At 68.4% G+C, this 24,555-nt stretch carries 29 protein-coding genes; 10 read left to right on the top strand and 19 right to left on the bottom strand.

All coding sequences use genetic code 11. The features are described 5' to 3' along the window. Positions 1–15 precede the first annotated feature (15 nt). The 4 genes from FPZ61_RS07415 to FPZ61_RS07425 all read right to left on the bottom strand — a co-directional run bounded on the left by FPZ61_RS07415 (position 16) and on the right by FPZ61_RS07425 (position 1,775). A complete protein-coding gene (locus FPZ61_RS07415) occupies positions 16–441 on the bottom strand; it encodes a hypothetical protein (protein ID WP_185465487.1) in 426 nt (141 codons plus the stop codon). A 245-nt stretch (positions 442–686) separates the two neighbouring features. Further along, positions 687–818, bottom strand: coding sequence for a hypothetical protein (locus tag FPZ61_RS15520; RefSeq protein WP_255441451.1), 132 nt, complete (start codon positions 816–818; stop codon positions 687–689). A 117-nt stretch (positions 819–935) separates the two neighbouring features. Continuing rightward, positions 936–1,457 carry a hypothetical protein gene (locus FPZ61_RS07420; protein ID WP_255441452.1) on the bottom strand — a complete coding sequence of 174 codons (522 nt, stop codon included), beginning with the start codon at positions 1,455–1,457 and terminating at the stop codon, positions 936–938. Positions 1,458–1,601: 144 nt separating this feature from the next. Then, positions 1,602–1,775, bottom strand: coding sequence for a hypothetical protein (locus tag FPZ61_RS07425; RefSeq protein WP_185474794.1), 174 nt, complete (start codon positions 1,773–1,775; stop codon positions 1,602–1,604). 13 nt (positions 1,776–1,788) lie between these two features. On the opposite strand from FPZ61_RS07425, the gene FPZ61_RS07430 reads away from it, so the two are divergent. After that, the gene (locus FPZ61_RS07430) at positions 1,789–2,670 is read left to right on the top strand and encodes a PfkB family carbohydrate kinase (RefSeq protein WP_185465488.1); all 882 of its coding nucleotides are present in this window, start codon (positions 1,789–1,791) and stop codon (positions 2,668–2,670) included. 22 nt (positions 2,671–2,692) lie between these two features. Here the strand turns inward: FPZ61_RS07430 and FPZ61_RS07435 are convergent, their stop codons facing one another. Next, complete coding sequence (locus FPZ61_RS07435) at positions 2,693–3,274, bottom strand: L,D-transpeptidase (RefSeq protein WP_255441453.1); 582 nt, start codon at positions 3,272–3,274, stop codon at positions 2,693–2,695. 143 nt (positions 3,275–3,417) lie between these two features. On the opposite strand from FPZ61_RS07435, the gene FPZ61_RS07440 reads away from it, so the two are divergent. The 4 genes from FPZ61_RS07440 to FPZ61_RS07455 all read left to right on the top strand — a co-directional run bounded on the left by FPZ61_RS07440 (position 3,418) and on the right by FPZ61_RS07455 (position 6,636). Continuing rightward, a complete protein-coding gene (locus FPZ61_RS07440; protein ID WP_185465489.1) occupies positions 3,418–3,966 on the top strand; it encodes a hypothetical protein in 549 nt (182 codons plus the stop codon). Positions 3,967–4,320: 354 nt separating this feature from the next. Next, on the top strand, positions 4,321–4,500 hold the full coding sequence (locus FPZ61_RS07445) for a hypothetical protein (protein WP_185465490.1): 180 nt from the start codon (positions 4,321–4,323) through the stop codon (positions 4,498–4,500). A gap of 11 nt (positions 4,501–4,511) precedes the next feature. Continuing rightward, positions 4,512–4,904 carry an MAPEG family protein gene (locus FPZ61_RS07450; RefSeq protein WP_185465491.1) on the top strand — a complete coding sequence of 131 codons (393 nt, stop codon included), beginning with the start codon at positions 4,512–4,514 and terminating at the stop codon, positions 4,902–4,904. A 61-nt stretch (positions 4,905–4,965) separates the two neighbouring features. Beyond that, positions 4,966–6,636, top strand: coding sequence for an NAD-dependent malic enzyme (locus FPZ61_RS07455; protein ID WP_370594273.1), 1,671 nt, complete (start codon positions 4,966–4,968; stop codon positions 6,634–6,636). 30 nt (positions 6,637–6,666) lie between these two features. On the opposite strand, the gene FPZ61_RS07460 is transcribed toward FPZ61_RS07455, so the two are convergent. After that, a complete protein-coding gene (locus tag FPZ61_RS07460) occupies positions 6,667–6,948 on the bottom strand; it encodes a 2Fe-2S iron-sulfur cluster-binding protein (protein WP_185465493.1) in 282 nt (93 codons plus the stop codon). 221 nt (positions 6,949–7,169) lie between these two features. On the opposite strand from FPZ61_RS07460, the gene FPZ61_RS07465 reads away from it, so the two are divergent. From FPZ61_RS07465 to FPZ61_RS07475, 3 genes are read left to right on the top strand one after another with little or no spacing between them, the layout of a single operon-like run. Then, a complete protein-coding gene (locus tag FPZ61_RS07465) occupies positions 7,170–8,321 on the top strand; it encodes an NAD(P) transhydrogenase subunit alpha (RefSeq protein ID WP_185465494.1) in 1,152 nt (383 codons plus the stop codon). After that, positions 8,318–8,614, top strand: coding sequence for an NAD(P) transhydrogenase subunit alpha (locus tag FPZ61_RS07470; protein WP_185465495.1), 297 nt, complete (start codon positions 8,318–8,320; stop codon positions 8,612–8,614). Before FPZ61_RS07465 ends, FPZ61_RS07470 begins: the two co-directional genes overlap by 4 nt. After that, positions 8,614–10,029, top strand: coding sequence for an NAD(P)(+) transhydrogenase (Re/Si-specific) subunit beta (locus FPZ61_RS07475; RefSeq protein WP_185465496.1), 1,416 nt, complete (start codon positions 8,614–8,616; stop codon positions 10,027–10,029). Before FPZ61_RS07470 ends, FPZ61_RS07475 begins: the two co-directional genes overlap by 1 nt. Positions 10,030–10,045: 16 nt before the next feature. On the opposite strand, the gene FPZ61_RS07480 is transcribed toward FPZ61_RS07475, so the two are convergent. Continuing rightward, positions 10,046–10,510, bottom strand: coding sequence for a hypothetical protein (locus tag FPZ61_RS07480; protein ID WP_185465497.1), 465 nt, complete (start codon positions 10,508–10,510; stop codon positions 10,046–10,048). Positions 10,511–10,715: 205 nt separating this feature from the next. Here FPZ61_RS07480 and FPZ61_RS07485 point away from each other — a divergent pair, with 205 nt between their 5' ends. After that, on the top strand, positions 10,716–11,999 hold the full coding sequence (locus FPZ61_RS07485) for a DEAD/DEAH box helicase (protein WP_185465498.1): 1,284 nt from the start codon (positions 10,716–10,718) through the stop codon (positions 11,997–11,999). A gap of 17 nt (positions 12,000–12,016) precedes the next feature. Here the strand turns inward: FPZ61_RS07485 and fmt are convergent, their stop codons facing one another. The 11 genes from fmt to FPZ61_RS07540 all read right to left on the bottom strand — a co-directional run bounded on the left by fmt (position 12,017) and on the right by FPZ61_RS07540 (position 22,378). After that, on the bottom strand, positions 12,017–13,057 hold the full coding sequence (fmt, locus tag FPZ61_RS07490) for a methionyl-tRNA formyltransferase (protein WP_185465499.1): 1,041 nt from the start codon (positions 13,055–13,057) through the stop codon (positions 12,017–12,019). 24 nt (positions 13,058–13,081) lie between these two features. Further along, positions 13,082–14,455 (bottom strand): TldD/PmbA family protein, encoded by a 1,374-nt coding sequence (locus FPZ61_RS07495; RefSeq protein ID WP_185465500.1) that lies wholly within the window; start codon positions 14,453–14,455, stop codon positions 13,082–13,084. A gap of 2 nt (positions 14,456–14,457) precedes the next feature. Next, positions 14,458–15,903 (bottom strand): TldD/PmbA family protein, encoded by a 1,446-nt coding sequence (locus FPZ61_RS07500; RefSeq protein WP_255441454.1) that lies wholly within the window; start codon positions 15,901–15,903, stop codon positions 14,458–14,460. A gap of 40 nt (positions 15,904–15,943) precedes the next feature. Further along, complete coding sequence (gene acsF, locus FPZ61_RS07505; RefSeq protein ID WP_185465501.1) at positions 15,944–17,035, bottom strand: magnesium-protoporphyrin IX monomethyl ester (oxidative) cyclase; 1,092 nt, start codon at positions 17,033–17,035, stop codon at positions 15,944–15,946. A gap of 106 nt (positions 17,036–17,141) precedes the next feature. Beyond that, positions 17,142–17,564 (bottom strand): DUF2996 domain-containing protein, encoded by a 423-nt coding sequence (locus FPZ61_RS07510; protein ID WP_185465502.1) that lies wholly within the window; start codon positions 17,562–17,564, stop codon positions 17,142–17,144. 99 nt (positions 17,565–17,663) lie between these two features. Continuing rightward, on the bottom strand, positions 17,664–18,167 hold the full coding sequence (locus tag FPZ61_RS07515) for a hypothetical protein (protein WP_185465503.1): 504 nt from the start codon (positions 18,165–18,167) through the stop codon (positions 17,664–17,666). A gap of 41 nt (positions 18,168–18,208) precedes the next feature. Beyond that, on the bottom strand, positions 18,209–18,832 hold the full coding sequence (locus FPZ61_RS07520; RefSeq protein WP_185474790.1) for a flavin prenyltransferase UbiX: 624 nt from the start codon (positions 18,830–18,832) through the stop codon (positions 18,209–18,211). Positions 18,833–18,835: 3 nt separating this feature from the next. Next, a complete protein-coding gene (locus FPZ61_RS07525) occupies positions 18,836–21,139 on the bottom strand; it encodes a ribonuclease R family protein (RefSeq protein WP_185465505.1) in 2,304 nt (767 codons plus the stop codon). 97 nt (positions 21,140–21,236) lie between these two features. Then, entirely contained in the window at positions 21,237–21,521 is a 285-nt protein-coding gene (locus tag FPZ61_RS07530) for a TMEM165/GDT1 family protein (RefSeq protein WP_185465506.1), read from the bottom strand. Between the two features lie 18 nt (positions 21,522–21,539). Beyond that, positions 21,540–21,854 carry a TMEM165/GDT1 family protein gene (locus FPZ61_RS07535; RefSeq protein WP_255441465.1) on the bottom strand — a complete coding sequence of 105 codons (315 nt, stop codon included), beginning with the start codon at positions 21,852–21,854 and terminating at the stop codon, positions 21,540–21,542. Between the two features lie 119 nt (positions 21,855–21,973). Beyond that, positions 21,974–22,378: a YkgJ family cysteine cluster protein gene (locus FPZ61_RS07540; RefSeq protein ID WP_185465508.1), complete on the bottom strand. Its 405-nt coding sequence runs from the start codon at positions 22,376–22,378 to the stop codon at positions 21,974–21,976. A 117-nt stretch (positions 22,379–22,495) separates the two neighbouring features. Between FPZ61_RS07540 and psb30 the strand changes: the two genes are divergently transcribed. Then, positions 22,496–22,603 carry a photosystem II reaction center protein Ycf12/Psb30 gene (gene psb30, locus FPZ61_RS07545; protein ID WP_185465509.1) on the top strand — a complete coding sequence of 36 codons (108 nt, stop codon included), beginning with the start codon at positions 22,496–22,498 and terminating at the stop codon, positions 22,601–22,603. A 44-nt stretch (positions 22,604–22,647) separates the two neighbouring features. Here psb30 and recJ read toward each other — a convergent pair whose 3' ends face one another. Further along, a complete protein-coding gene (gene recJ, locus FPZ61_RS07550; RefSeq protein ID WP_185465571.1) occupies positions 22,648–24,456 on the bottom strand; it encodes a single-stranded-DNA-specific exonuclease RecJ in 1,809 nt (602 codons plus the stop codon). Between the last annotated feature and the right edge of the window lie 99 nt (positions 24,457–24,555).

A 24,555-nucleotide genomic window follows, 5' to 3' on the forward strand; every position in this document is an offset into this window, starting at 1 on the left:
CTCCAATGGCAAGGCTCAGGCGGATCCGAAGGCAACCTGGCAGGCGGCATTGAGCAGTTCTGCTTCAGAGGCGCTGGTCGGTTCCCGGCCATCCAGCAGGCCACGGTTGCAGTCGGCTGAGAGCTGGTAGGTGCTCCCATCAGCGGTGACAGCGAAGCTGACACCCTGGGAGCCCGAGGGCTGAACGGAGCCGTACAGCAACTGGTAGTCGGTGTTGGGCACCACGATGTAGGTGGTGTTGGTGCTCACCGCGTTATCAACGGCACTGTTGATGATGGCTGCCGTGGCCAGGGAGGCCACACCCCAGGTTGCGGCTCTTGCTCCCCACCATCCCCAGCTGGGAGACGACCATCCGCCGTACCAGCCGTGATTCCACGGCCGCGCCACGCCCCAGCCCGGGCGAGCCCAGCCGGCATTCACGTTGACATTGTTGATGTTCACACGCCGATTCGCGTTCCAGTTCACGTTTCGGTTGACGTTCCGGTTCAAATCCCGGTTCCGGTTGACATTCCGATTCGCATCCCGGTTGACGTTTCGGTTCATGTCGCGGTTGGTGGTCCGGTTGCTGCCGCGATTGCCATCACGGCTGACGCCGCTGGACCCTGAAGGCCGTTGGATCGACGGCCGTGCCGAGGGCGAGGACACCCTGTTGCTCCAGCCACCACTCGGACGTGTGTTGCCCCTGTTCAGACTCGAGCCGGAGCGGCTGAAGCCGCTACGGGCTCGGGAGCCCCCACCGCCTCCGCCGCGACTGCCGCCGCCTCCACGACTGCCACCCCCGCTTCGGCCACCACCGCCGCGACCGCCCCCTCGTGCAATCAGCTCAGCTTGGCTGACTCCGTGGCCAGACTCACCAGGCTTCTCCAGCGCAAGGGTTGCGCCAGCGGGCAGGGCGAGGACACACGAGAGCAGCAGGCCCAATCCAGCAGTTTCTTTCATTGGCTCACCACCTTGCAGCCGTCGTCGTAGCAGCTGGCATCGACCCGGCCGTCTTCGCCGAAGTGGACCATCACGTGGTCACGGTCTTTCATCAGGACGGGACGGGCCTGGCGGACGCTGTTGAGATAGTTGGGGTTGATGACACACAGATCGGTGCCGTCGTAACAGATGGTGTTCGTCGAGAAGCGGACCTCGGCCCGCTGAACAGGCGACCACGACTTCGTGTCTTGAGCCCAGCGATCCATACGCACGGGTTCATCTCTGACTCGGACGGTCAAGGCCTCTGTGCCGATCTTGTGTCGGTAGAGGGTGGAGCCTCCCTCATTGACGGCCTCGACGATACAGGCTTTGGAGTCACCACCCTTGACACTGCACTGGGTGGTGAGGCGGTAAAGAACCTCGCTTTTCGCTTCTCCGGCGCTCAGGAGACCGGTGGAGAACAATGCCGCCACGACAATGCCGCCGCGCAACAGAAACTGACGTAGAGACATGGGCAGGGTTTGCAGTCGTGGAGACATGGGGTTAAGGGTTGCAGCCTGCAGCCATCAACCTGAATTCAACGTACCAAGAGGGTCGGGCCCAGGCAGAAATCGTTTCACCTCTTCGTTCAGCCCCTGATGCCATGGGGCCATCCCTGCTCGGCACGTGGTTCAGCACATCCTTCAGCCCCCCGGAAGCGGTGGGCTGAAGAAACCGAGCGAATTCAGCCACAACCCCAGCAGGAGCAGCGGCAGAAACACTGCACCGGCGATCTGAAGCTTGACTGTGGTGGCAGAGCGGTCCTTCGGGGCCATGGCCGTGGGGGAGCCGGTGGAGGAGTTGCCATCCTGAAGCACCCTCTGAGCCTGGATGTCCGTCGCGTTCCCGTCCCGGTCGTGGAGTCTGCCGCCCCTGCCGCCCCTGCGACTGGCGGTGGTGGGCCACGTGGAGTGGGTCAGCTTCGTGACGGTGGAACACCTGCCGCTGGCGGGCCAGATCCAGCATGCTCTCGAGACCCTGGAGCAACCCGCCGGTGGCGGCGCCGTGGTGGCCGCTCAGTTCAGCAGGCTCACGGACCATCCAGTGGCCTTCTTCACCGCCCTGGGCCGCGATGCCCTCGGAGAGAGGGCCGCCGCTGAGCTCCGTGCCATGGGGCTGGAGCTGCACGTGGCCTGGCGCGAGGCCCCCACCCGTCGGGCGATCACCTTCGTGGAGGCCAGCGGGGAGCGCACTATCACCGTGATCGGCGAGCGGCTTGCTCCTGCCGCCAGCGATCCCCTGCCCTGGCCGGAGCTGGCCGCCTGCGACGGGGTGTTCGTGACCGCTGCCGATGTGGCCGCCCTGCGGCTGGCCCGCCATGGGCGGGTGCTGGCGGCCACCCCCCGCGTGCGACTGCCTGTGCTGCAGGCCGCCGGTGTCCAGCTCGACGCCCTGATCGGCAGCGCCCGTGATCGCGCGGAGCGTTACCAGCCCGGGGACCTCAGCCCCGCTCCTCGCCTCTATGTGGCCACCGAGGCCGAGCAGGGCGGCTTCACGGTTCCCGGAGGCCGCTTTGCCGCCCTTGAGCGCAGGGATCCACCGGTGGATGCCTATGGCGCCGGCGACAGCTTCGCGGCGGGTTTCACGGCGGCCCTGGCCGCCGGCTGGGAGCGGCCAGCCGCCCTGGAACTGGCCTGCCGCTGCGGCTCGGCCGCCCTTGATGGGCGCGGAGCCTATGCCTCCCAGTGGCGCGCCCGCCGCGGTGTGGCGTGAACCGGACCCGTGGATGTCGCCGTCACTGGATCACCACAAGCTCCCGGGTGCCGCTGTCCTCCAGCAGTGTCGCCAGCCTGCGCAGATCGTCGCCGCGGATCAGTCCGATGCAGCCATCGGTGCCGCTTTCGGGGCCCAGCCCCGCGCTTGGATCGTGGTGGATTCCCAGGCCAAGGCGCGCCGTGGGGAACTGTGGCTCCAGCCCGATCCAGAGCACCCGCCCGAGTTCCACGGGATCGTCGGGTTCGATGGCGCTGATGTCGGTGAGCCGGTAACGCCCAGGCGGCAGGGGCGCCTGGCTGCCCAGCCGGTGTCGATCCGCTCCCTGACGGGAGGCCCTGCCCACCAGGGCCTCGAAGCTGCGGCTCCTCTGCCCTGGAACGTCCAGTTGCAGCTGCCAGACCGGATCACCTGTGGCGGGGAGGTGGCGTGGACCGCGCTTGAGGGTGAAGACGGCGTCCTGCCGGGGTGAAGGATGCCCAACCCTGCCCGGAGCCAGACGGGCGGAGGCTCCCGCCCCGGCCATGAGCGTGAACGCCCAGGCCATGGCGCAGGCCATGGGATGGGCCGCCCAGCGGGTGGCCTTGCGTCCGGTTTGACCCATCGCCTCGGTGCAGGGGACTGGTCATACCGGTCTTGCCGGCGCAGGCAATGGGCCATGGCCCGGAGCTGTCCCCACCTTCCAGGGGGCTCAGCCAGGATCCCTTCAAGGGGTGGGCCCCGGCCAAGCCCCCATGGAGGCCTGGTATGGACCTGACACTGACCCGCAGCCCCGAAGCGGCGGAGCTGCTCGAGATGGAGAGGATCAGCCGCCGCCAGGGCAGTGGCCTGAAGGTTGACCAGCTGATCGGGCCCTGGCGTCTGCAGCGCACTTGGCCGCGGGGGAGTGAGCGGCCCGCTGGCCTGGCCAGTGGTCTCCTGCGTGGACTGGGTGCACGGCTGGTGATCGAAGCCCCTGGGCCCGGACAGGAGCTGGCCGAGCTGGCCATCCACAACAGCGTTCAGCTGGGAGGCCTCGTGCTGACCTTCTCGGGGCAGGCGCGTCTGGAGGGCAAACGGCCGCTGTTGCTCTTCCGCTTCGAGCGCCTCTGCCTGGCGCTGGGCCCCTGGCGGCCCCTCGACCGTCTGCTGCCCCATCCGCTCCCGTTCGCGCAGCAGCGGGCCGGGGTGCTGCCGTTCTTTGCGCTGATCGGTGGCGGAAGGGCCAGGGGTTGGTTGGCGGCCAGGGGTCGTGGCGGTGGCCTGGCGCTCTGGACCCTCGATGGCGCTGATGACACGGGCCTTGAGGGCGCCTAACTTGCTACCAGAGCCCGGTCGCCCCGACCCTGAAACCCTTTCTGCAGGTTCTGTTTCTCACCTGGGTGGTGTTGCGTTGCCTCGACTGGTACGGCCGCTGGCGTGCCGCGCTGGCCAGGGACCGGCTCTCCAGCGAGTTCGCCCGGGAACTGCGGCGACGGGGCCTGATCCGTTCCCTGCGCTGAGGCCACGCCCTGTGCGGCGATCACCCTCGTTGATCGCTCTCGCTTGATTCGCTTTTGTTGCTGTTGATGTGGGGCACGTCAACATCGGCAAAGCTCTGTCACAACTGCCTGCTTCCAGAGGCAGGACCCGCCAGTTGCGGCCACGCTGGAGGCAGCTCATGGAGCCTTCATGCATACCCACGATCTAGAAAACCACGACAATCTCTATGCCGAGGAAATGCCGATCCAGGGCAGTGAACCTGCGATGGAAGCCCGCAGCCATGTCTCCTGGGCCGTCATCGCCATGGCGGTGATGGTGGCAGTCCTGGCTGGAGTGGCCGCCGTGGGTCATGGTGGGTCGCTGGGCTGAGTTTGAGCTCCATGACCATTGCCCCCCTGCCCGGGCTGATCACCCTGCTGGCCGTGATCACCTTTCAGGCCACTGCCATGCAGGTGGGCCGTGCGCGCCTGCGCGATGGGGTGAAGCCACCGCTGATGACCGGACCGCCGGCCTTTGAGCGGGCCGTTCGGGTGCAGCAGAACACCCTGGAGCAGCTGGCGGTGTTCCTGCCGGCTTTCTGGTTGGCGGTGCTGGTCTCCAATCCCACCGTGGCCTCGGTGCTCGGGGGCCTCTGGGTGCTGGGTCGGGTGCTCTATGCCGTGGGGTATCTGCGGGCTCCGGAGCAGCGGGCCCCGGGATTCGCCATCAGCTTCATCGCTTCGGCGCTGCTGCTGGTGATGGCCCTGGTGGGCTGCCTGATGCGCCTGCTCTGAGCTGCTGGCCTACGCTCCGCTGCCAGGTTGCTGAATCCCCCTGGCTCCCCCGATCCCCCCCGTGAGCCCCCGCCTGCGGGGCCGCAACCTCCTCGCCGATCCCTCCCTCAACAAGGGAACGGCCTTCAGCCGCCGCGAACGCCTGGCGTTCGGGCTCGATGGCCTGCTGCCCCATGCGGTGGAGAGCCTGGAGCTGCAGGTGGAGCGCCATTGGCAGGCCTTTCTCGGTCTTGGCAGCGACCTGGAGCGGTTCCGCTTCGCCGTGGCCCTGCGCCAGACGAACCTCACCCTCTTCCATCGCTTCCTGGAGGATCACATCGAGGCGGTGATGCCGATCGTGTACACCCCCACCGTGGGTTCGGCGATCCAGCGCTTCAGCCTCGATCACCGCTCCCCCTCTGAGGGTGTGTTCCTGGCGGCACCGGATCTGGAGAGGATCGACACGGTGCTGCGCCAGGCGGCGCCAGAGCAGGTGGATCTGATCCTGATCACCGACTCCCAGGGGATCCTCGGCATCGGTGATCAGGGCATCGGCGGCATCGAGATCTGCCTGGGCAAGCTGGCCGTCTACACCCTCTGCTCCGGCCTGGATCCCTCCCGGGTGCTGCCCCTGGTGCTGGATGTGGGCACGGATCGCCCCGGGCTGCTGGAGAATCCCTTCTATCCCGGCTGGCGTCACCCTCGCCTCGATGGCTCCGACTACGACCGTTTCCTGAGCAGCACCGTGGAGGCTCTGCAACGGTTGTTTCCAGGGGCTCTGCTGCACTGGGAGGACTTCGGCACCAGTCATGCCCACCAGCTCCTGGCGGAGTACCGCGAACGGGTGCCCAGCTTCAACGACGACATCCAGGGCACCCGCGGGGTGGCCTGCGCGGTGGTGCAGGCGGCCTCCCGAGGCGCCGGCCTGCGGCTGGAGGACCACCGCATCGTGGTGTTCGGGGCGGGAACTGCTGGCTGCGGCATCGCCGAAGGCCTGGTACGCCTGCTCACCAGGGCCGGCCTGAGTGAGGTTGAGGCGCGCCGACGCCTCTGGGCCATCGATCGCGAGGGTCTGGTGCTGGCGGATCAGCCCGGCCTCACCCCCATGGCCAGGGCCCTGGCCAGGGATCCGTCGGAGCGGGAGTCGTACGGGCGCGATCAATCCGGCCGGATCGGCCTCCTGGAGGTGGTGCGGGGGGTGAAACCCACCGTGCTGATCGGCACCTCCACCGTGGCCGGAGCCTTCACCCGCACGGTGGTGGAAACGATGGCCGCGGCGGTGGAGCGGCCAATCATTTTGCCGCTCTCCAATCCCACGCGCCTGGCTGAGGCCGCCCCCGCCGATCTCTACGACTGGACGGCAGGTCGGGCCCTGGTGGCCAGCGGCAGCCCCTTCGAGCCGGTGGCCTGGCAGGGGAGCCATCGCCGGATCGGGCAGTGCAACAACTGTTTCCTGTTTCCCGGTCTGGGTTTCGCCAGCGTGGCGGTGGGGGCCGTGCAGGTGAGCGAAGCGATGATCGATGCCGGGCTCGACGCCCTGGCTGATCGGATTCCAGCTTCCCAGGATTCCAGCGCACCGCTGATGCCCGAGCTGACGGAGGTGCGGCCGGTGTCGCGAGCCGTTGCCGAAGCCGTGGCGCTGGCGGCGGTGCGGGAGGGCCTCGCCAGCCGGGCCGCCACGGCCGAAGAAGCGATGGAGCGGCTCGATCAGGCCACCTGGTCGGCGGCCTACAGGGATCTGGAGGCGATCTGAACCGCTGGTCGTCTGCCTCCAGGGCCGGCTTCAGAGGTCGTCTTCGACGTTGGGCTTGATCGTGCAGTCTGAGAGTGGATAGCTGACGCAGAGCAGCGCGAAGCCTTCGGCGATCTGCTCGTCATCAAGGAAGCTCTGGTCCGACTGGTCGACGCTGCCGGAGAGGATCTTGCCGGCACAGGTGCTGCAGGCCCCTGCGCGGCAGGAGTAGGGCAGATCGATCGACTGCTCCTCGGCGGCATCGAGGATGTACTGGTCGTCGGGGCAACTGAACGACTTGCCGTCTTCGAGGGTGATCGTGAAGGAGGCCATGGATGGGGATCAGCGCAGAACTGCCCTCTCTTGCTAAACAGCGCGGAGCAGCTTTGGGGTAGCCCTCGTGACAGAGGCACGCCATCACCGTGGCCGACCGGGGCAGGCACGCCTCTGTGTGGTGGCTTGAACACAACGTTCAGAGGCGACTTGCGTCTCTCCACCACGCGGACCCTCAATGGAGGAGGTGAGCACCGCTGGAGTTGTCTGTGGTCAGGGTCTTGGTTCCCATCGAAAGCCGGGTGGGGGAACGGCGCGTCGCCGCCACACCTGAAACGGTGCGCCGGCTGGTCGCCAAGAAATCCGAGGTGTTCATCGAGGCCGGCGCAGGGCTGGAAGCCGGATTCAGCGATGACGCCTTCAGCGAGGCAGGGGCCTCGATCGTGACCAAGGGCTGCCCCGACACCTGGAGCGGCGCCGAACTGGTGCTCTGCGTGCAGCCACCTCTGCAGGAATCCGACGGGGGATCGGGGGGACTCGAGCGTCTCCCCTCCGGCTGCGTGCTGGTGGGCCTGCTTGATCCCTACCTGAACCGTGCCCTGATCGAGCGGCTCAGCAGCAGGGGGCTCTCAACTCTGGCCATGGAGCTGCTGCCGCGCATCAGCCGCGCCCAGTCGATGGATGTGCTCTCCTCCCAGGCCAATATCGCCGGCTACAAGGCGGTGCTGCTGGCAGCGAGCGAACTGGATCGCTTCTTCCCGATGCTGATGACCGCCGCCGGCACGGTGCAGCCCGCCAAGGTCCTGGTGCTGGGCGCCGGCGTGGCCGGTCTGCAGGCGGTGGCCACGGCGCGCCGCCTTGGAGCGGTGGTGAAGGTGAGCGACGTGCGTCCCGCCGCCAAGGAACAGGTGGAGTCGCTGGGGGCCCGCTTCATTGATCCCCCCAGCCGTGAGGCCCCGGGTGAAGCAGGGGGCTATGCCCGCGAGGCCGGAGCCGCCTTCCTCGAGGCCCAGCGTCAGCAGCTCACCACCCATCTGGCCGAAGCCGACGCGGTGATCACAACCGCCCAGGTGCCAGGGCGGCCCGCGCCGTTGCTGATCACCGAAGAAATGCTCTTGGCCCTGCGCCCCGGCTCGGTGGTGGTGGACCTGGCGGTGTCCACCGGTGGCAACTGTGCCGGCAGCCAGCTCGACCGCACCGTGGAGATCGGAGGGGTGCGCATCATCGGCTCCTCCAACCTGCCGGCCTCGGTGCCACACCATGCCAGCGCCCTCTACGCCCGCAACCTGACTTCCTTCCTCGAGCCCCTGTTCGCGGAAGAAGGCCTGCAACTTAACCCCGAGGATCCATTGCTCGACCCCTGTCTGATCTCCCACGCGGGCGCCTGTCGCCGCCCCGATCTCTGGCCCAGCCTCGAGGAGGTGACGGCATGAGCGGTCATCTCGGTGGCACCGCCGCCCTCTGGGTTCTGGTGCTTGGAAGCCTGCTGGGGCTTGAACTGATCGGCAAGGTGCCCCCCACGCTGCACACGCCGTTGATGTCCGGGGCCAATGCCATCAGCGGCATCACCCTGCTGGCCGCGCTTGCCCTGATCGGTCAGGCTCCCACCCCTGCTCTGAAGCTGATCGGGGCCGTGGCCCTGGGCTTTGCCCTGTTCAACGTGGTGGGAGGGTTCCTCGTGACTGACCGGATGCTGGCGATGTTCCGCCGCAGGGAGGCGAACTGATGATTGAACTGACGATCGAACTCGGCTCCGTTCTGCTGCTGGCCTTCGGGCTCAAGGGACTGGCCAAGATCCGCACGGCCCGCAGCGCCAATGGCCTGGCTGCTCTGGCCCTCGGCCTGGCAGTGGTGGGCCTGCTGCTGCAGCAGGGTCTGGGCGGCTGGCCCTGGATGCTTCTGGGGCTGGGCATCGGCGGCGGCCTCGGTGCCGTGCTCGCCCTTCGGGTGGCGATGACCTCCATGCCCGAGACCGTGGCGCTCTTCAACGGCTGCGGCGGCATGTCGTCGTTGCTGGTGGCGATCGGTGCCGTGCAGCTGCCCACCCCCCTGAACCTTGTGGGGCAGGTCTCGGTGCTGGTGTCGGTGCTGGTGGGTGCCATCACCTTCAGTGGCTCTCTGGTGGCGATGGGCAAGCTGCAGGAGTGGCTGGGGACCCCCGACTGGACCCTGCGCCCCCAGCGCCATGCGGTGAACATCCTCCTGGCGCTGGCCTGTCTGGCCTGCTGCGCGCTGGTGCTCAAGGGGGTTCCCGTGGCTCTGGCCCCCCTCACGGTGCTGGCCCTGCTGCTGGGGGTGGGTCTGACCCTGCCCGTGGGCGGTGCCGATATGCCAGTGGTGATCTCCCTGCTCAACTCCTATTCCGGGGTGGCGGCTGCCGCTGCCGGTTTCGTTGTGGGCAGCGAGCTGCTGATCGTGGCGGGCGCCATGGTGGGCGCGGCCGGCCTGATCCTCACCCAGGTGATGTGCACGGCCATGAACCGCTCGCTCACCTCCGTGCTGTTCGGTGGCGCCCTGGGTGCCGGATCGAGCCAGACCGGTGATGGCGATGGTGGCCGTGAGGAGTACACGAATGTGACCTCCTGCAGCCCCGAGGAATGTGCCCTCACCCTGGAGGCGGCCGAGCGGGTGATCTTCGTTCCCGGCTACGGCCTGGCCGTGGCCCAGGCTCAGCACAGCCTCAAGGAGCTCGCCCGTCTGCTCGAGCAGCACGGCATCGAGGTGCGCTACGCCATTCACCCGGTGGCCGGACGCATGCCGGGCCACATGAACGTGCTGCTGGCGGAAGCCGATGTTCCTTACGACCAGCTGGTCGAGATGGATGCAATCAACCCCGACTTCCCGCGCACCGATGTGGTGATCGTGCTGGGGGCCAACGACGTGGTCAATCCCCGCGCCAAGAACGACCCGGCCAGCCCCCTCTACGGGATGCCTGTGCTGGAGGTGGATCAGGCCCGCACGGTGTTCGTGGTCAAACGCAGCCTGGGATCGGGCTATGCCGGCATCCGCAACGACCTCTTTGAGCTGCCCCAGACCTCAATGGTGTTCGGCGACGCCAAGCAGGTGCTGCAGAGCCTGTTGCAGGAGCTGCGCTCCCTTGGCGTGGGCAAGGTGGCTGCGGGGGCTGGCGCCTCCCGCTGAGCAACTGTTCCAGCCCTCAGGGAAGGCTGGCCAGCGGCGCCGGCCAATCCCCTGGCAAGGCCCCCTGGGTTCGTCGGTTGCGGCGGCTTCGGGGGGCTTTCTCTGTTCCGTGCGGGGCCAGCTGAGCAGCCAGCTCCCTGAGGGCCATGGCCGCATCGATCAGCAGCAGCACGGCCCACAGGAACAGCATCAGCAAGGTTCTGCCGATGGGCTCGGGCTGGCCGTGGGGTGAGTGCTGCCGGTGTGGCTCGGCGGCGATGGCTTCGCTGCTCTGCACTGGTCTGGCCGCCTCCGGGACGGCCTCCACCGAGGCGGGAAGGGACTGCTCGCCGTTCAGCGGTTGGGGTTGCTGGTGCGGTTGGGCCACACTCTCCTGCTCCAGCAGGGCCTGGGTGGTCTTCCAGGGGGTGGGGGGATGCAGGCGCCAGTAGGCCGCTCCCGGGGTGCCCCGACGACCACGGCTGGAGAGGGTGGTAATCATCGCCACATCAAGACATGGATCCGAGGGTCTGGCCACTGTTCCCATCGCCACAGCCCTGTTCTCCTAGGTTAGGTGTCCCGTGAGGATTGCTCCGATTTCCCGTCTGACCCACCCAGCTCCGGGAGAGGAGCAGATCAGCCCTGTCGTTTCAGGGGCCGATCCAGCCACTTCCGGAAGCCCGGTTCAGGATTTCGCCTCCTTCGGGTTGTCTGAGCCACTGCTCAAAGCAATTGCGCTGAAGGGCTACACCTGCCCCTCACCGATCCAGGTGCAGTCGATTCCGGCGGTGCTCGGCGGCCGTGATGTGATGGCCGCCGCCCAGACCGGCACCGGCAAGACCGCCGGCTTCACCCTTCCGATGCTGGAGCGGCTGCGGCATGGGCCCCATGCCCGCAACAACCAGGTCCGTGCTCTGGTGCTCACCCCCACCCGGGAGCTGGCTGCCCAGGTGGCGGAAAGTGTCCAGGCCTATGGCCGCTTCCTCGACCTGCGCGGCGACGTGGTCTTCGGCGGCGTCAAGATCAATCCCCAGATGCAGCGGCTGCGTCGCGGCGCCGACGTGCTGGTGGCCACCCCCGGCCGTCTGATGGATCTCTACCAGCAGAACGCGATCCGTTTCGACCGGCTCGAGATCCTGGTGCTGGATGAAGCCGACCGCATGCTCGACATGGGTTTCATCCGCGACATCCAGAAGATCCTGGCCCTGCTCCCTCCCAGGCGTCAGAACCTGCTGTTCTCAGCCACCTTCAATCCCTCGATCCGCAGGCTGGCCCACGGGCTGCTGCATCAGCCCCTGCAGCTGCAGGCCACACCCGAGAACCGTGCGGCCCCCCTGGTGGAGCAGGTGATGCATCCCTGCGACATGGCCCGCAAAGGAGACCTGCTCTCCCACCTGATCCGCAGCAACAACTGGCAGCAGGTGCTGGTCTTCTCCCGCACCAAACACGGCGCGAACCGGCTGGCCGACCGCCTGAGCCAGGAGGGTGTCACCTCCATGGCCATCCACGGCAACAAGAGCCAGGGGGCCCGCACCCGCGCCCTGGCGAGTTTCAAGAGCGGGGAGCTGAGGGTGCTGGTGGCCACCGACCTCGCCGCCCGCGGCCTCGACATCGAGCAACTGCCCCATGTGGTCAATCTGGATCTGCCCAACGTGGCCGAGGACTACGTGCACCGGATCGGCCGTACCGGCCGGGCCGGCCAGAGCGGCCATGCGCTCTCCCTTGTGGCCGCCGAGGAACACGAACTGCTGCGCGCAATCGAGAAGCTGATCGGCAATCCCCTGCCCCGAGCGGAGATCCCAGGCTTCGAGCCCACGATCCTCTCGGCGCCGCCCCTGGATCTCAGTGGCGGGCGGGGCAAGGGAGGCCGCCGTGGCGGTGGCCAGCGCGGTGGCCCTGGTTCTTCAGCGCCTCGGCGCAACGGGCCGCGCAGTGGCTCGCCCCGCAGCCAACCGCTTTCGCGGGAGACCCGCCCCAGGGGTCGGGGCTGAACAGAGGGACTGGCCCCTCAGCCCAACCGATCTCCCACCTGTGCCCCCAGTTGCTGGATCAGGGCCTCGCCCGTCGCAGCACGCTTTCCCTCCAGCTGCGCCTCGCGGATCAGGAAGGGGCAGCCGCCGGTAGCCACCACCAGGCCCACGCCGCGGACCAGCTCCAGCACACATCCGGGTTCAGCGGCCTTGGCTTCAGCCAGTTCGGCGCGGCCCGGCTCACTCCAACGGACAGCCAGTTGGGCGCCGGCGGGCGTGAGCTGATCGGCCAGCCGCTGCACCAGTGGTTCGCTGGCCAGCAGCTTGAGCCGCTTGCCGCGCCACTTGGTGTGCGCGCCGGGATGCAGTCCCATCACCCGCCGGTGGATCGCCAGGCACTGCGCGTTCCAGCTGATCGCGTAGTCGTCCTTCTGCAGCAGGCGGGCGTGGGTGAGGCCCTCCTGGAGCTGGGGATGGAGTCCAAGCCGCTGCCAGCGGTCGGTTTCAGCGCCCGGCCCCGCCGCAGCAATCCGGGGCATCGCCTCCACCAGCAGCTCGGCGGTGAGCCGGCTCAGGCGCTCCCCGAGCTGGTCCGCGTTCTCCAGCAGCCCGATCGAGAGGCGCCGCTCCAGCAGCACCGGGCCCGTGTCGAGACCCTCTTCCATGGCCATGATCCCCACGCCGGTCTCGGCGTCGCCTTCGATCAGGCACCACTGGATCGGGGCGGCGCCACGCCAGCGGGGCAGCAGCGAGCCATGGCCGTTCCAGCAGCCCAGCGGCGGCTGGGCCAGCACATCGGGAGGCAACAGTTGCCCGAAGGCCACCACCACCGACGCCTCCGCCCCTAGGGCCGCCAGCTGCGCCTGCAGCTCGGGTTCACGCCGGATGCGGCTGGGGGTGAACACCGGCAGACCCAGCTCCAGCGCCCGGGCCTTCACGGCCGAGGTCACCAACGCCGAGCCCCGTCCGCGGCGGCGATCGGGCTGACTGACCACCCCCACCAGCTCATGGCCCGCTGCCCGCAGCGCCTCAAGGCTGGGCACCGCGTAGGCCGGGGTGCCCCAGAACAGGATCTTCATCGCCGGCTCCTCGCTCTGCTGGCCTCAGGCGTCGCCGGTGATCGAGAGACCTTCCACCCACACCATCGGGCAAACGCCGTCGGGGGTGACCTTGGGCTCCCCTTCGAAGCCCAGCAGTCCCTTGAGGACGGCGCGGATGTCGCCGGCCACGGTGGCGGCTTCGATCGAGCGGGCTTCGCCGCCCTGGATCAACCAGCCGTCGAAGGGGAGGGAGAACGATCCCTGGCTGGCCTTGACGCCGGCATGGAGCGCCGAGAGCGAATCGATCCAGACGATGCCGTCCTGGCTGAAGCGATCAAGGCCCCGGGCGCCGGTCTGCTCATCGGAGCTGCCGGCAGGGCCGATCTCGTACCAGTGGGGCCCCACCGACACCTTGGCCCCCAGGCCGGCATGGCCGGTGGGGGCCACAGCGAAAGCGCGGGCCGTGGCTTCCGAGTGCAGGAAATGTCGCAGGAATCCTCCTTCCACCAGCGGCAGGCGCGCCACGGGCGTGCCCTCGCCATCGAAGCTGGTGGCTCCGATGTTGCCTGGGTGCAGCCCGTTGTCGTGGATCGAGAGGAAGGGCACCGCCAGCTGAGTCCCCAGCGAGTCGCGCTGGCTGAGGCTGACCCCATCAAGCACGGCGCGGGCATTGAAGAGGCTGCTGAAGGCGCCGATCAGGTCGAGAAAGGCCTCTGGGCTGAACACGCAGGTGTAGTGGCCGGTGGCGATCGGGGCGTAGTCGAGGTGCTGGATCGTGCGCTCAGCGGCTTCCTCGATGCAACCGGCCACATCCAGCTGCTCGGCGCCATAGGCCAGGCGCACGGCGCCGCTGCTGCGTGGCTTGCGGCCGTCTTCCTCGGCGCGGGCGTAGAGGTAGAGGCTGGCGGTGCTCAGCTGCTGCTCTCGGCAGGCCCCTTCGCTGTTGAGGTAGATCCGCTGGCTGCTGCGTTGGGCCAGACCGTTGTAAGGAACCGTGCTGATGGCCTGATGGCGGCCCAGTAACTCAGCTTCGGCCTGCTTGAGGGTTTCGAGCAACTCGAGGATGCCCCGGGGTTCGCTCAGGGGTTGATCCAGCGGGGCCAGGGGTGCCGTGGCCAGGGGCGAGAAGCCTGGCGTGTCATCGGGATTGCCGTAGGCACTGGCATCCCGGGCGCCGCCGAGGGCCCGGGCCAGGCCGGCGGGGGAGAGATCGGTGGTGCTGGTGATGCCCACCAGCCCGTGGCCGTTCCAGGCCCGCACCGTGATCGAGCTGCGCTGGGCTCCCTTGAGCTGCTTGGCCTCTCCCCGGTCCACCTGCACCGAGGTGTCGGTGCTGCAGGCGGCGCCCAGGTCCCAGCGGCTCACCCCCAGCTCTGAGGCCAGGGTCTGCAGCTGCTCGGCCAGATCGCTGGCGTGGAGGCTGGTGGAGTTGGCCATGATCAGCGCCCCCCCACGGTGATGGTGTCCACCTTGATGTGGGGCTGCCCCACGGTCACGAAGATGCTGCCGCTCACTGAGCCGCAGAAGCCTGCAGCCAGCTCCAGATCGTTGGCGCACATCGAGATGCGCGGCATCACCTCCTTGGCCTCGCCGATCAGCGTGGCCCCCTTCACCGGTTTGGTGAGCTGGCCGTCTTCGATCAGATAGCCCTCCTCCACGGCGAAGTTGAACTGGCCGGTGGGGCCCACACTGCCTCCCCCCATCGACTTGCAATACAGCCCCCGGTCAACCGAGCCGATCAGCTGCTCGGGGCTGTGGGGGCCGGCGGCGATGAAGGTGTTGCGCATGCGGCTGGCGGCGGCGAAGTTGTGGCTCTGGCGCCGGCCGCTGCCGGTGCGGGCATGGCCGGTGCGCAGCTCGCCGGCGCGGTCGGAGAGAAAGCGCTGCAGGACACCGTTCTCGATCAGAACCGTGCGCTCGGGCTCCATGCCCTCGTCGTCCATCGAGAGGCTGCCGAAGGCCCCATCACTGAGTCCTTCATCCACGGCGGTGACGGCCTCGTGGGCAATCGTGTCGCCCACCTTGTCGGCGAAGGGGGTGGTGCCCCGCTCCACCTGGGTGGTTTCAAGCAGGTGGCCGCAGGCTTCGTGGAAGATCACCCCGCCGAAGCGGTTGGCCAGCACCACGGGATAGGTGCCCGCGTCCACGTAGTCGGCATAGAGCATGGATCGGGCGCTGGCGCAGAGATCCACCGCCGAGGCCTGGGCATCCCACTGGCGCAGATCATCCGGGCGACCCGAGCTGCCATAGCGTCGCCCCAGGCTGGCGCGGTGGTCCCCGTCGGCCGCCAGGGCGTTGATCCCCACCGACTGGTGCAGCCGGATGTCACGGGCGAAGGTGCCGTCGCTGGCGGCCACCAGCACCTCCTGCCAGTCGCGGGCGTAGCTGCCGCGGCGCGCCTGGAAGTGCTCTCCATGGTGATCCAGGAGTGCCGTGGCTTCCAGCAGACGCGCTGTGGACTCTTCCAGGCCGGGGCAATGCTGCAGCCAGTTCTCCTTGCTGGCCCCGTGGTCGCGCAGGGAGGCCAGGCCGGGGAAGCCGTGGGCGCCGAGGTTGCTGCGCGTGAGCCCCAGCATGCCCAGGGCCTGATCGAGGGCCTGAAGCAGGCCGGCCTCGCTCAGGTCGTTGGTGGAGACGAAGCCGTCGCGGTCTCCCAGGAACACCCTCAGGCCAGCCCCACGGCCGAAGGCCGGACTGACGTTGGTGATGCGCTCCTGCTCCGCCAGCAGACCGATGTGGTCGGTGCTCTCGAGGAACACCTCCACCAGGCTGGCTCCGGCGGCAGCGCCGGCGGCCAGCACGGTCTCGAGCCGGTCACGCCAGCGATTGTCGAGGCTGTCGCCCGTCAGGGAAGCCGTCAGTGAGGGAGTGGGAGTGGCGAGCAAGACGGTTCAGAGAGGACCGTCAGGCTAACCAGGCTGACCCTCAGCGCACGGCAGGCTGAAACTCCTCGCTGCGGATCGGCGCCATCAGGAACAGCTTGGCCATCTCCAGGCCATTGGCCATCCAGTAGGGGAGCTTGCGCAGGGCCCTGATCGGGGCCGGGGCTTCGCTGGCCTCGGCCTCGCTGAGGGCGGCGTTGTTGGTGACGATCCGCTCCAGGCGTGTGTAGAACTTGGGATGCTCCACATTGAGCACGACGGGGAAGACGCGGGCCGACGTTTCGTTGGTCTTGGCGATCACCATCCTGTCGTACTCGCGGGCATCGAGACCGAGCGCCTCGTAGAACTCCTTGCGGGCCACATCGCGCACGTACATGGTGGCGAAGACCGCCAGAAGGAAGAAGCGGCACCACAGCCGGGCCTGCAGACCACGGACGGTGTCGGGCTGGGCCTTCATCAGGGCATCGAAGAAATCGCCGTGGCGGTTCTCGTCCTGGCACCAGTTCTCAAAGAAGTTGAAGATCGGGAAGATCTTGCTTTCGGGGTGCTTCTGCAGGTGGCGGTAGATGGCGATGTAACGCCAGTAGCCGATCTTCTCGGAGAGGTAGGTGGCGTAGAAGATGAACTTCGGTTTGAAGAAGGTGTAGGCCTTGTTGGCGGTGAGGAAGCCGAGATCCAGCTGCAGGCCGAAATCACCCATCGACTTGTTCAGGAATCCGGCATGGCGCGCCTCATCCCGGGCCATGTGGGCAAAACACTCCGCCAGCAGTGGATTCTTCTCCTTGATCCGGCGGCTCAGCTCCTTGTAGAGCAGGAATCCGGAGAACTCCGAGGTGCAGCTCTGCTCAAGGAACTCCACGAACACCTTGCGGGTTTCGGGATCGAGCTTGTCGGCGGCGCCGTCGAACTCCTCGTTGCGCACGAAGTGGTGGCGGTTGTAGTCCTTGCGGAACTCCTCGCAGATCGCTTCGAGCTCCTGCTCGTTGGGCCGCAGATCCATGGCGGCCATCGCCTCGAAATCCGTGGTGTAGAAGCGGGGGGTGAGGATCGTGTCCTTCACCGGCTCCTTGAAGGCCTGGGCTTCAGGGGCGTTGGTGCCACGGGAGGCGGTGGGCGCAGCGACGGGGGGCACCATGCGAGCAGACCAGCGGAGTGTTCGCTCCATCGTAGAAGGGCTTTCAGCGCTCACGGTCCGGATGTGAAGCAGCTGTGGAGTGGTCGTTGGGGTTTGGTCTGGCGGCTCAGTTGGGCCCCAGCCACTTCTGGCTGTTCAGCCGGGAGACCACCCGTGAGACCAGCAGGGGCAGGGTCGTCTTCTTCTCGTCGATCAGGAATGACTCCAGCAGGCTCGGCTCACTGCCCCCCTCAGCCAGGGAGATGGTCTTGGCGGAGCTGATGCTGGCCTCGGTGAAGCAGAGCCAGAACCGGCGTTCTCCCGGGAAGGTGCCCATGACCTGCCAGCAGGAGCTGCCCACCACCGGCATGGCTGCCTGCACGAAACTCAGCTGCGGAGTCGCACCGCCGAAGGCTGTGATCGCCTTGAGAAGGGCCGGCAGGAAGATCTCGGGAATGAACTCGGCAAAGGGCTTGTCCTCCAGAGCCGGCGGCTTGACCTTGGCTGCCGCAGGAGCAGGCTTCGGTGCGGGGCTGGCGGAGTCGCTCACGGGATGGAGCCTCGGCTCGAAACACTGATCCGACTTTAGGCATCCCCGCACGGCACTCCATCGCCGCTTCTCCGAGGTGCTCCAGGTTCCTGGGGGGCCTCACCAGTCGTCGCCGGCGGGCACCTCCCAGCCCTCGGCATCCGGGCTGGTGGAGGGCGTGGCCGCGGCGGGGGTGCCGGCAGGACCGTCGCCGCTGCCGGTGCGCAGGATCCGGAACGGCACTGAGAGGGTGGGCGGCGGATCCTGGGGCGCCCGCTCGGGGCCGGCGCTGTCCGTGGGCGGCTGGTGCCTCTGGCGCCTCGCCTCGGGCTCGGGCATCTCCTCCCAGGGTTCAGATTCGCGCCGATCGCGGGCTCCAAGGGGTTGCACCGATCGCCGCCGCAGGGGCTGATCACCCGATTGCTGCAGGGCCAGGGCCGTCAGACCGGCGCTGAGGGCTGCGCCACCGCTGGCCGCCAGGGCCATCCAGGCCCCGATCGGCAGGGCCGGCGATGTCCAGATCAGCAGCCGCAGGCGAGTGGGGGGGGTGGGGTTGAAGGCCGCCACCAGAAGCACGGCCAGCAGTGGGGCCAGCAGAGGCAGAAGCAGGAGGCGTTGCAGCACAGAGGAGAGATCAGTCCGCGAAACAGACCGGCAGGCGGTGCTCAGAGGCTGGCCGCGGCGGCCACCGGACCATCCCAGCGCCGCAGGGCGCCGAGGTCGTAGCCCAGGCCATCGAACACCCGGATCACCAGAAAGTCGACCATGTCCTCCAGGCTGGTGGGGTGGTGATACCAGGCGGGGATCGGTGGTGAGATGCGTGCCCCCGCCTCGGCCAGGGCCGTCAGGTTGCGCAGGTGCACCAGGTTCCAGGGCATCTCCCTGGGAGCAATCACCAGGGGCCGTCCCTCCTTGAGGTGTACATCAGCCACCCGCTCCACCAGGTCGAGAGCCACGCCGCTGGCGATGCGCCCCACTGTTCCCATGCTCGCCGGCAGGATCACCATGCCGCGGGTGCGGAAGCTGCCACTGGCGATCGCCGCCGCCTGGTCGTTCCATCGGTGGCAGCGCAACGAGCCGGTGCCTGTGCCCGTGCGCTCCCGCCAGAACCGGGTCTGGAGATCGGGTTCGGCCGGAATGCGCACCCCCTGCTCCGCCAGCCAGACCCCGAGGGCGCCGCGGCTGACGATCAGTTCGACCGTTTCACCGGCCTCCAGCAGCAGCTGAAGGGCGCGCTCGGCCAGGGGCATGGCGGAGGCACCCGACACCGCCAGAACCACCGGGTCCATCACTCAATCCCCCCGGTCTTCGGAGCCGGCATCCACTGTCGGGCTGCCCTTCTCGATTCCGTCCTCGACGCCCTCCTCCTCGCCTTCTGGCAGCAGCACGGCCAGATCGATCTGATGGCGCAGAGCGTCGACGTTCTGGATCTGAACCTCCACCTGATCACCAAGCATGTAGGTACGGCGGTTCTTTCGGCCCACCAGACGGTTCTGGCGGGAGCGGTATTCGTACCAGTCGTCCTTCAGGGAACTCACGTGCACCAGACCCTCCACCTGGGAGGGGGGGATCTCCACGAAGAAGCCGTAGCTCTGCACGCCGCTGATCACGCCGGTGAGGGTCTGGCCCACCAGGGGTTCCGCCGCCCGGGCCTGGGCCATGGCCACCAGGTCGGCCTCCACGTCGGCCGCAAAGCGTGCCCGGCCGTTGAGCCGCTGCACCATTGCATCGCTGCGGCCCTGCTGCAGCTCGGCGAGCTGGGTGGGGGTGAGCAGCGGCCAGTCGATCGTGCCGTGGCAGCTGGCGCTGGCCAGGTCGACCCTGGTCTTGTGGCGCACACTGGGACGGTCCTTGCCTTCGGTGAGCAGCAGCACCAGCACCTGCTGGTTCCAGAGATCGGCGTAGTGCAGGGAGGGCAGGCACCAGGGGGCGTAAGCGGCCGGCTCGCAGGCCAACTGATGGGCCTCCGCCGTGGCGCTCAGCTGGACGGGAGGAATGACGTCGCTGAGCTGACGTTGCAGCACCCTGCTGCGGTCGGTGGCCGCGAAGATGGCCACCAGGTCGTGGGCGGCCGGGGCATTGCCGTCGTCGCTCAGCTCCACAGGGATGTCGAGACCGAGGGCCGCCTTGGCCACCTCATTGATCTCGGAGCCCTCCGCCGCAGGGTTGACGGCAAACAGGGCCGGCAGCCCGAGGGCCGCCAGGTGGGTACCGAGGGCACGGCCGGCGAGGATCACCAGCTCGCGCAGCAGAGCGGTGGGTCGGTGGGCCGGCAGCTGCACCATCCAGCCATGGCGACGTTCCTCCGGGGCGGGGATGCAGAGGTCTCCCAGAGCCTCCAGGCTGGGGCGGGGGAGATCAAGCTCCAGGGATCCGGCCTCAAGCCGCCGCTGGCGCAGCAGCGCCGTGATCTCCACCAGCCGCTCCAGCTGGGGCAGCTGATCCTTGATCGGCTTCAGCGCCGCCGGGGTGGTGCGGGCCTTGGGCTTGCGGTCCGCCAGGGCCTGCAGGGCGGCGTCATCCACCACCGCGTCCACCTTGACGCTGGTGAGCGCAAAGCGGTAGTCGCTCAGCTCTCCCTGGTCGTTGCAACGCAGGCCCACCGAAACGGCGGCCTGCACCTCACCGGGCTTGAAGGCGGCGGCCTTGCCCAGGGCCGGGCTGAGCATGGGCAGCCAGCGGCGGCCGAGGCAGATGGATTCAGCCTGGTCCCGCAGCCAGAGATCGAGGCTGCCGCCGGGGGTGAGCCGCTCCGCCAGGGCAGGCACATGGACCCAGATCCTCAGGCCCTCCTCGCCTTCCTCCAGGGAGATGGCTGGCAGGATGGGGGCGTCCGCACCACTCCAGCTGTTGAGCACCAGGGTGGACAGGGCCGTCAGGTCGGTGCGGCCTTTCTCGCCGGGAGCCTTCAGGCTCGAGCGAGGGGCAGCCGGGCGCTGGCGCAGTCCGTGCTTGGTGAGCAGCAGATCGAGATCGGCTTCCTCACCGCCATTGATCGGCAGCCGCCGCTCGACGTGGCCCAGGGGTGGGAACTGCGCCACCGGATAGCGGTCGAGCAGCACCTCCACCACCGACTGCTTCTCGGGATCCAGGTAGCTGGCGTCAGAGCCAGGCAGCTCCACCGAAGTCAGCAGCCGGTCGTCGAGGGGGACGGCCAGGAGTCGGTCCTCCTGCTGTTCCACCTGGGCGAGCAGGTGAGTGGTGGCCCGCTCGAGGATGCACTGGACACCCCCTTCGGGAGAGCGGCGGCGCCCCCCTTCCCTGGTGATGCGCACCAGCACGCGGTCGCCGTTCCAGGCGTGGTTGAGCTGGTGATCCCGGATGTAGATGTCTTCACCACCGTCCTCGCGCAGGGCAAAGCAGAAGCCCTTGCTGGAGCAGCGCAGACGGGCTTCGATCAGGGTGTCGTCCTGACGCCGCTGGATGCCGTCCTCGGTTTCCACCAGCACCCCCAGCCGGCTCAGGCCCTCCAGGGCAATGCGCAACTGGGACTTGTCCGGCTTGAGGCTCAGGCCAAGCGCTTTCTCGAGCCTGGCCACCGGCAGGGCATCAGCGGCGGGGAGCTGGTCGAGCAGATGGGCGACCGTGAACTTCATCGAACAGACAACGCGGAGTTGGAGGTGAGGCGCGCGGCAGGAAGCCGGCAGGGGCATGCAGCGAAGCCCCGGGGCATCGATGTCTCCGGCAACAACTTTACGGAGCGTCGGTTCCGGAGCGCAGGATCAGCCGCAGACCGATCACCAGGAAGCCCAGCGAGGCCGCCAGCTGCAGAGCATCAGGGGGGATCAGGCTGGAGAGCGAGCCCCCCGCCAGGGCTCCCAGCAGGCTGGCGAGCACCAGGGCCCCCGCGCTGCCCAGGAACACCGCCAGGGTGTTGCTGGAGGTGCCGCTGATCGTCACGATCGTGAGCTGGGTCTTGTCGCCCAGTTCGGCCACGAACACCGTCAGGAAGGTGGAGGCCAGGAGGGGCAGCTGCATGGCTGGACCGGGGGGATCTCAGGGATTGGGCAAGGTCAGGACAGGCTGGAGCAGGCCCAGGCTGGCCTGACCCCCCAGCCAGAGGCCGAGGGACACCATCAGCACCCCAGAAATCCGCTCCAGGCGCTGGGCGGGCATCACCGCGGCCAACCAGCGGCCAAGCAACACCCCCACCAGGCTGGAGCAGATCAGGGCCAGGGCGGCTCCGGCGAATACCAGGCCGGGCCGCCCGGATTCGGCCGAGAGCAGCAGAGCCGCCAGCTGGGTCTTGTCGCCCAGTTCGGCCAGGAAGACCGTGGTGAAGGTGGTGAGGGCCACCGCCATGAAATCCATCGGTTCCGTGGTCACCGTTGCTTCGCCATCGGTTTCGAAGCCGCTCGCTTCACCGGCGGGTTCTGAGTCTGGCTCCGGCACCACGGGCTCCGGACTGGCGCTGGGGTCGACGCTGTCGCTCATGGCTGGATCAGGAGGTCGGAGGCGGGCTGGGCCGCTCTGCGGCCACCCGGCTGCCGGGTGGCCCGCTCGAACCGACGCAACACAATGGAACGCCCCCCATATTCCTCTCGGATCTGCTGACGGCAGCAGGCGATCGCGAAGGCTTCGCCGGATTCGTCGGCCACGGCGAACAGCTGGGCCAGGGCCCCCACCCGGCAGAAGTCGGGCCTCTCGGCATAGATCCGGCAGGTTCTGGACCCAGTGTTGAAGTGGCGGCACCAGCCGTCTGCTCCCACCATCGACAGGTACAGCTGCCGCTGCTCGTCGCTGAGCACCTCGAGGGCCTCGCCCCTTAGCTCCGGGTCCAGTCGGCAGCAGGCTCCGCACCCGCTGATGCAGCTCCAGTGGGGTCCGGCTCCCATCCGATCGGCTCCAACGGCTGTGACAAGCCGTCACAGTGGCATGGGAGCAGCACTGCCCGGGGCTTCCACGACTCGTACGCTGTCTCCCGGAACGCCTTACATCCGAGCGCCGCATCCATGGGAATCGATTTCCATCTGATCGCCAACTTTCTGGCGCTGGCCCTGGTCACCCTGGCGGGTCCGGCCGTGATCTTCATCCTCTTCTACAAGCGCGGGGCTCTCTGATCCGCCTGGGGATCTGAACCGGGCGGTTGATCTTGATCAACCGCTCAGGCCTGAAGGCCAAGAGCCAGGGCGGCCTCTTCGATCAGTGTGCGCAGGTAGGTCGGCTGATCCACAGCCGGGAGTTCCACGTGGAGCTCCCGGCCTTCCTCGTTGCGGATCAGGACGCCATCACCCTGACGGCGGCACCAGTAGGAGCGCTGCCGCCGCTTGAGCAGCACATCCCCGCTGCCGCTGCAACGCAGCCCCACCAGCTCCAGTTGCAACCGTTCCTGCCCCTGCCAGCTGTCGCTGCGCAGGCGATAGGCCACATCCACCAGCTCGGGAGCCGTGCCCTCCCCCTGCCAGCGCCAGGCCATCGCCCGCAGGCGGCTGCCCTGCTGCTCCAGCTCCAGCTGAAGGTGCCCGCCGCGCAGCAGCCGCTGGCTCACCACCCGGCAACCATTGCTCCAGAACACCGGCGCCGGCAGCCCCGCCCCCAGGGGCTCCAGTCGTTGCAGGTCGCGCCAGAAGCCGCGGGTGATCCGGCTGAGGGCCAGGCAGGCTTCCGGTTCCACCGGCGAGCCGCTGCCCCGGTCCCCCAGCCAGCTGGCTGCCAGCTGGTTGAGCTGCTCATGCAGATCCGCCAGCCGCTCGGCCTTCACGGTGAAGCCGCCGGCGGCGGGATGGCCGCCGTGGCGCTCCAGCAGAGCGCCGCAGTGGGCCAGGGCCCGATCGACCGCGAAGCCCCTGGGCGCCCGTACCGACGCCCGCAACCGGCCGCCCCCTTCCCCGGCGAGCAGTGCCACCGGCAAGCCGTAACGCTCCACCAGCCTGGCCGCGACGATGCCGATCACCCCGTGATGCCAGTGGGTCTGGGCGAGCAGCAGAAAGGGGGTGGGCTCGGGGCCATCGGCCTCCACCAGCGCCACCGCCTCCGCCTCGATCGCCTCGCAGAGCTCGCGCCGCTGGCGGTTGAGGGCCTCGCACTCCTGGGCCAGGGCCAGGGCACGGTCCTGGTCCTCTGTGGTGAGCAGATCCACCACCAGGGCCGGATCCCCAAGCCGCCCCACGGCGTTGATGCGCGGCGCCAGCTTGAACGCCACCGCTGTGGCATCGAGGGGCACCTCCCCCAGGCCCGCCAGTCGCTGGAGGGCCTGCAGCCCGGGCAGGGGTGAAGCATGCAGGCGCCTGAGGCCATCGCGCAGCCAGCGCCGGTTCACCCCCAGCAGGGGGGCCATGTCGGCCACCGTGCCGATGCAGAACAGGTCCAGCGCCATGGCGGTGGCATCGGCTCGGCCCAGTTCCGTGGACAGCACCATCGCCAGCAGATAGGCCAGTCCTACCCCCGCCAGGCCGCGGTAGGGGGAACCCTCGGGCGTGCAGGCGGGATGCAGCAGCGCCAGGTAGGGCGGGGATTCAGCAGGCAGGCTGTGGTGGTCGGTGAGGATCACCTCCACGCCCAGCTGCCGGGCCCGATCCAGGGCCTCCCGGGCGGCGATGCCGTTGTCCACCGTCACCAGCAGCCGCACCCCCTCGCCGGCCAGGCGGTCCACCATCGCGGCGTTGAGGCCATAGCCCTCGTCCTGGCGGCTGGGGATGGCGGCCCTCGGCCGTGCCCCCAGCCGAGCCAGAATCCCCACCAGCAGGGCGGTGCTGGTCATGCCGTCGGCGTCATAGTCGCCACAGATCGCCAGGGGCTCGGCCTGGGCGCAGGCCCGCACCAGGCGCTCCACCGCCAGCTCGAGGTCGGCGAAATGCTGCCGGGGATCGGGTGCGGCGCTGGGCTCCAGCAGTTCCGTGATCGCCTCGGGGCTGTCGTAGCCCCGCCGGCGCAGCACGGCCAGCAGCTCGGGCGGCAGGCCCAGGGCGGCCATTCCCCTGGCTGTGGCCCCGTCCGGCAACGCCGGAAGGGGCGAGGGCAGTTGCCAGCGTTGCTCAGGTGGGTCGAAGGGCAGGGGAACCTCAGGCGTGCG

It is taken from the genome of Synechococcus sp. BSA11S (assembly GCF_014224355.1).
GTDB lineage: Bacteria > Cyanobacteriota > Cyanobacteriia > PCC-6307 > Cyanobiaceae > Regnicoccus_A.

Excerpts from the sequence above, each read along its gene's own strand:
- FPZ61_RS07420 (WP_255441452.1), bottom strand. The coding sequence starts at position 1,457 with ATGTCTCCACGACTGCAAACCCTGCCCATGTCTCTACGTCAGTTTCTG.
- FPZ61_RS07430 (WP_185465488.1), top strand. The coding sequence starts at position 1,789 with ATGTCCGTCGCGTTCCCGTCCCGGTCGTGGAGTCTGCCGCCCCTGCCG.
- FPZ61_RS07435 (WP_255441453.1), bottom strand. The coding sequence starts at position 3,274 with ATGGGTCAAACCGGACGCAAGGCCACCCGCTGGGCGGCCCATCCCATG.
- FPZ61_RS07440 (WP_185465489.1), top strand. The coding sequence starts at position 3,418 with ATGGACCTGACACTGACCCGCAGCCCCGAAGCGGCGGAGCTGCTCGAG.
- FPZ61_RS07445 (WP_185465490.1), top strand. The coding sequence starts at position 4,321 with ATGCATACCCACGATCTAGAAAACCACGACAATCTCTATGCCGAGGAA.
- FPZ61_RS07450 (WP_185465491.1), top strand. The coding sequence starts at position 4,512 with ATGACCATTGCCCCCCTGCCCGGGCTGATCACCCTGCTGGCCGTGATC.
- FPZ61_RS07460 (WP_185465493.1), bottom strand. The coding sequence starts at position 6,948 with ATGGCCTCCTTCACGATCACCCTCGAAGACGGCAAGTCGTTCAGTTGC.
- FPZ61_RS07470 (WP_185465495.1), top strand. The coding sequence starts at position 8,318 with ATGAGCGGTCATCTCGGTGGCACCGCCGCCCTCTGGGTTCTGGTGCTT.
- FPZ61_RS07475 (WP_185465496.1), top strand. The coding sequence starts at position 8,614 with ATGATTGAACTGACGATCGAACTCGGCTCCGTTCTGCTGCTGGCCTTC.
- FPZ61_RS07480 (WP_185465497.1), bottom strand. The coding sequence starts at position 10,510 with ATGATTACCACCCTCTCCAGCCGTGGTCGTCGGGGCACCCCGGGAGCG.
- fmt (WP_185465499.1), bottom strand. The coding sequence starts at position 13,057 with ATGAAGATCCTGTTCTGGGGCACCCCGGCCTACGCGGTGCCCAGCCTT.
- FPZ61_RS07495 (WP_185465500.1), bottom strand. The coding sequence starts at position 14,455 with ATGGCCAACTCCACCAGCCTCCACGCCAGCGATCTGGCCGAGCAGCTG.
- acsF (WP_185465501.1), bottom strand. The coding sequence starts at position 17,035 with ATGGTGCCCCCCGTCGCTGCGCCCACCGCCTCCCGTGGCACCAACGCC.
- FPZ61_RS07520 (WP_185474790.1), bottom strand. The coding sequence starts at position 18,832 with ATGGACCCGGTGGTTCTGGCGGTGTCGGGTGCCTCCGCCATGCCCCTG.
- FPZ61_RS07525 (WP_185465505.1), bottom strand. The coding sequence starts at position 21,139 with ATGAAGTTCACGGTCGCCCATCTGCTCGACCAGCTCCCCGCCGCTGAT.
- FPZ61_RS07530 (WP_185465506.1), bottom strand. The coding sequence starts at position 21,521 with ATGCAGCTGCCCCTCCTGGCCTCCACCTTCCTGACGGTGTTCGTGGCC.
- FPZ61_RS07535 (WP_255441465.1), bottom strand. The coding sequence starts at position 21,854 with ATGGATTTCATGGCGGTGGCCCTCACCACCTTCACCACGGTCTTCCTG.
- FPZ61_RS07540 (WP_185465508.1), bottom strand. The coding sequence starts at position 22,378 with ATGGGAGCCGGACCCCACTGGAGCTGCATCAGCGGGTGCGGAGCCTGC.
- psb30 (WP_185465509.1), top strand. The coding sequence starts at position 22,496 with ATGGGAATCGATTTCCATCTGATCGCCAACTTTCTGGCGCTGGCCCTG.
- recJ (WP_185465571.1), bottom strand. The coding sequence starts at position 24,456 with ATGGCCGCCCTGGGCCTGCCGCCCGAGCTGCTGGCCGTGCTGCGCCGG.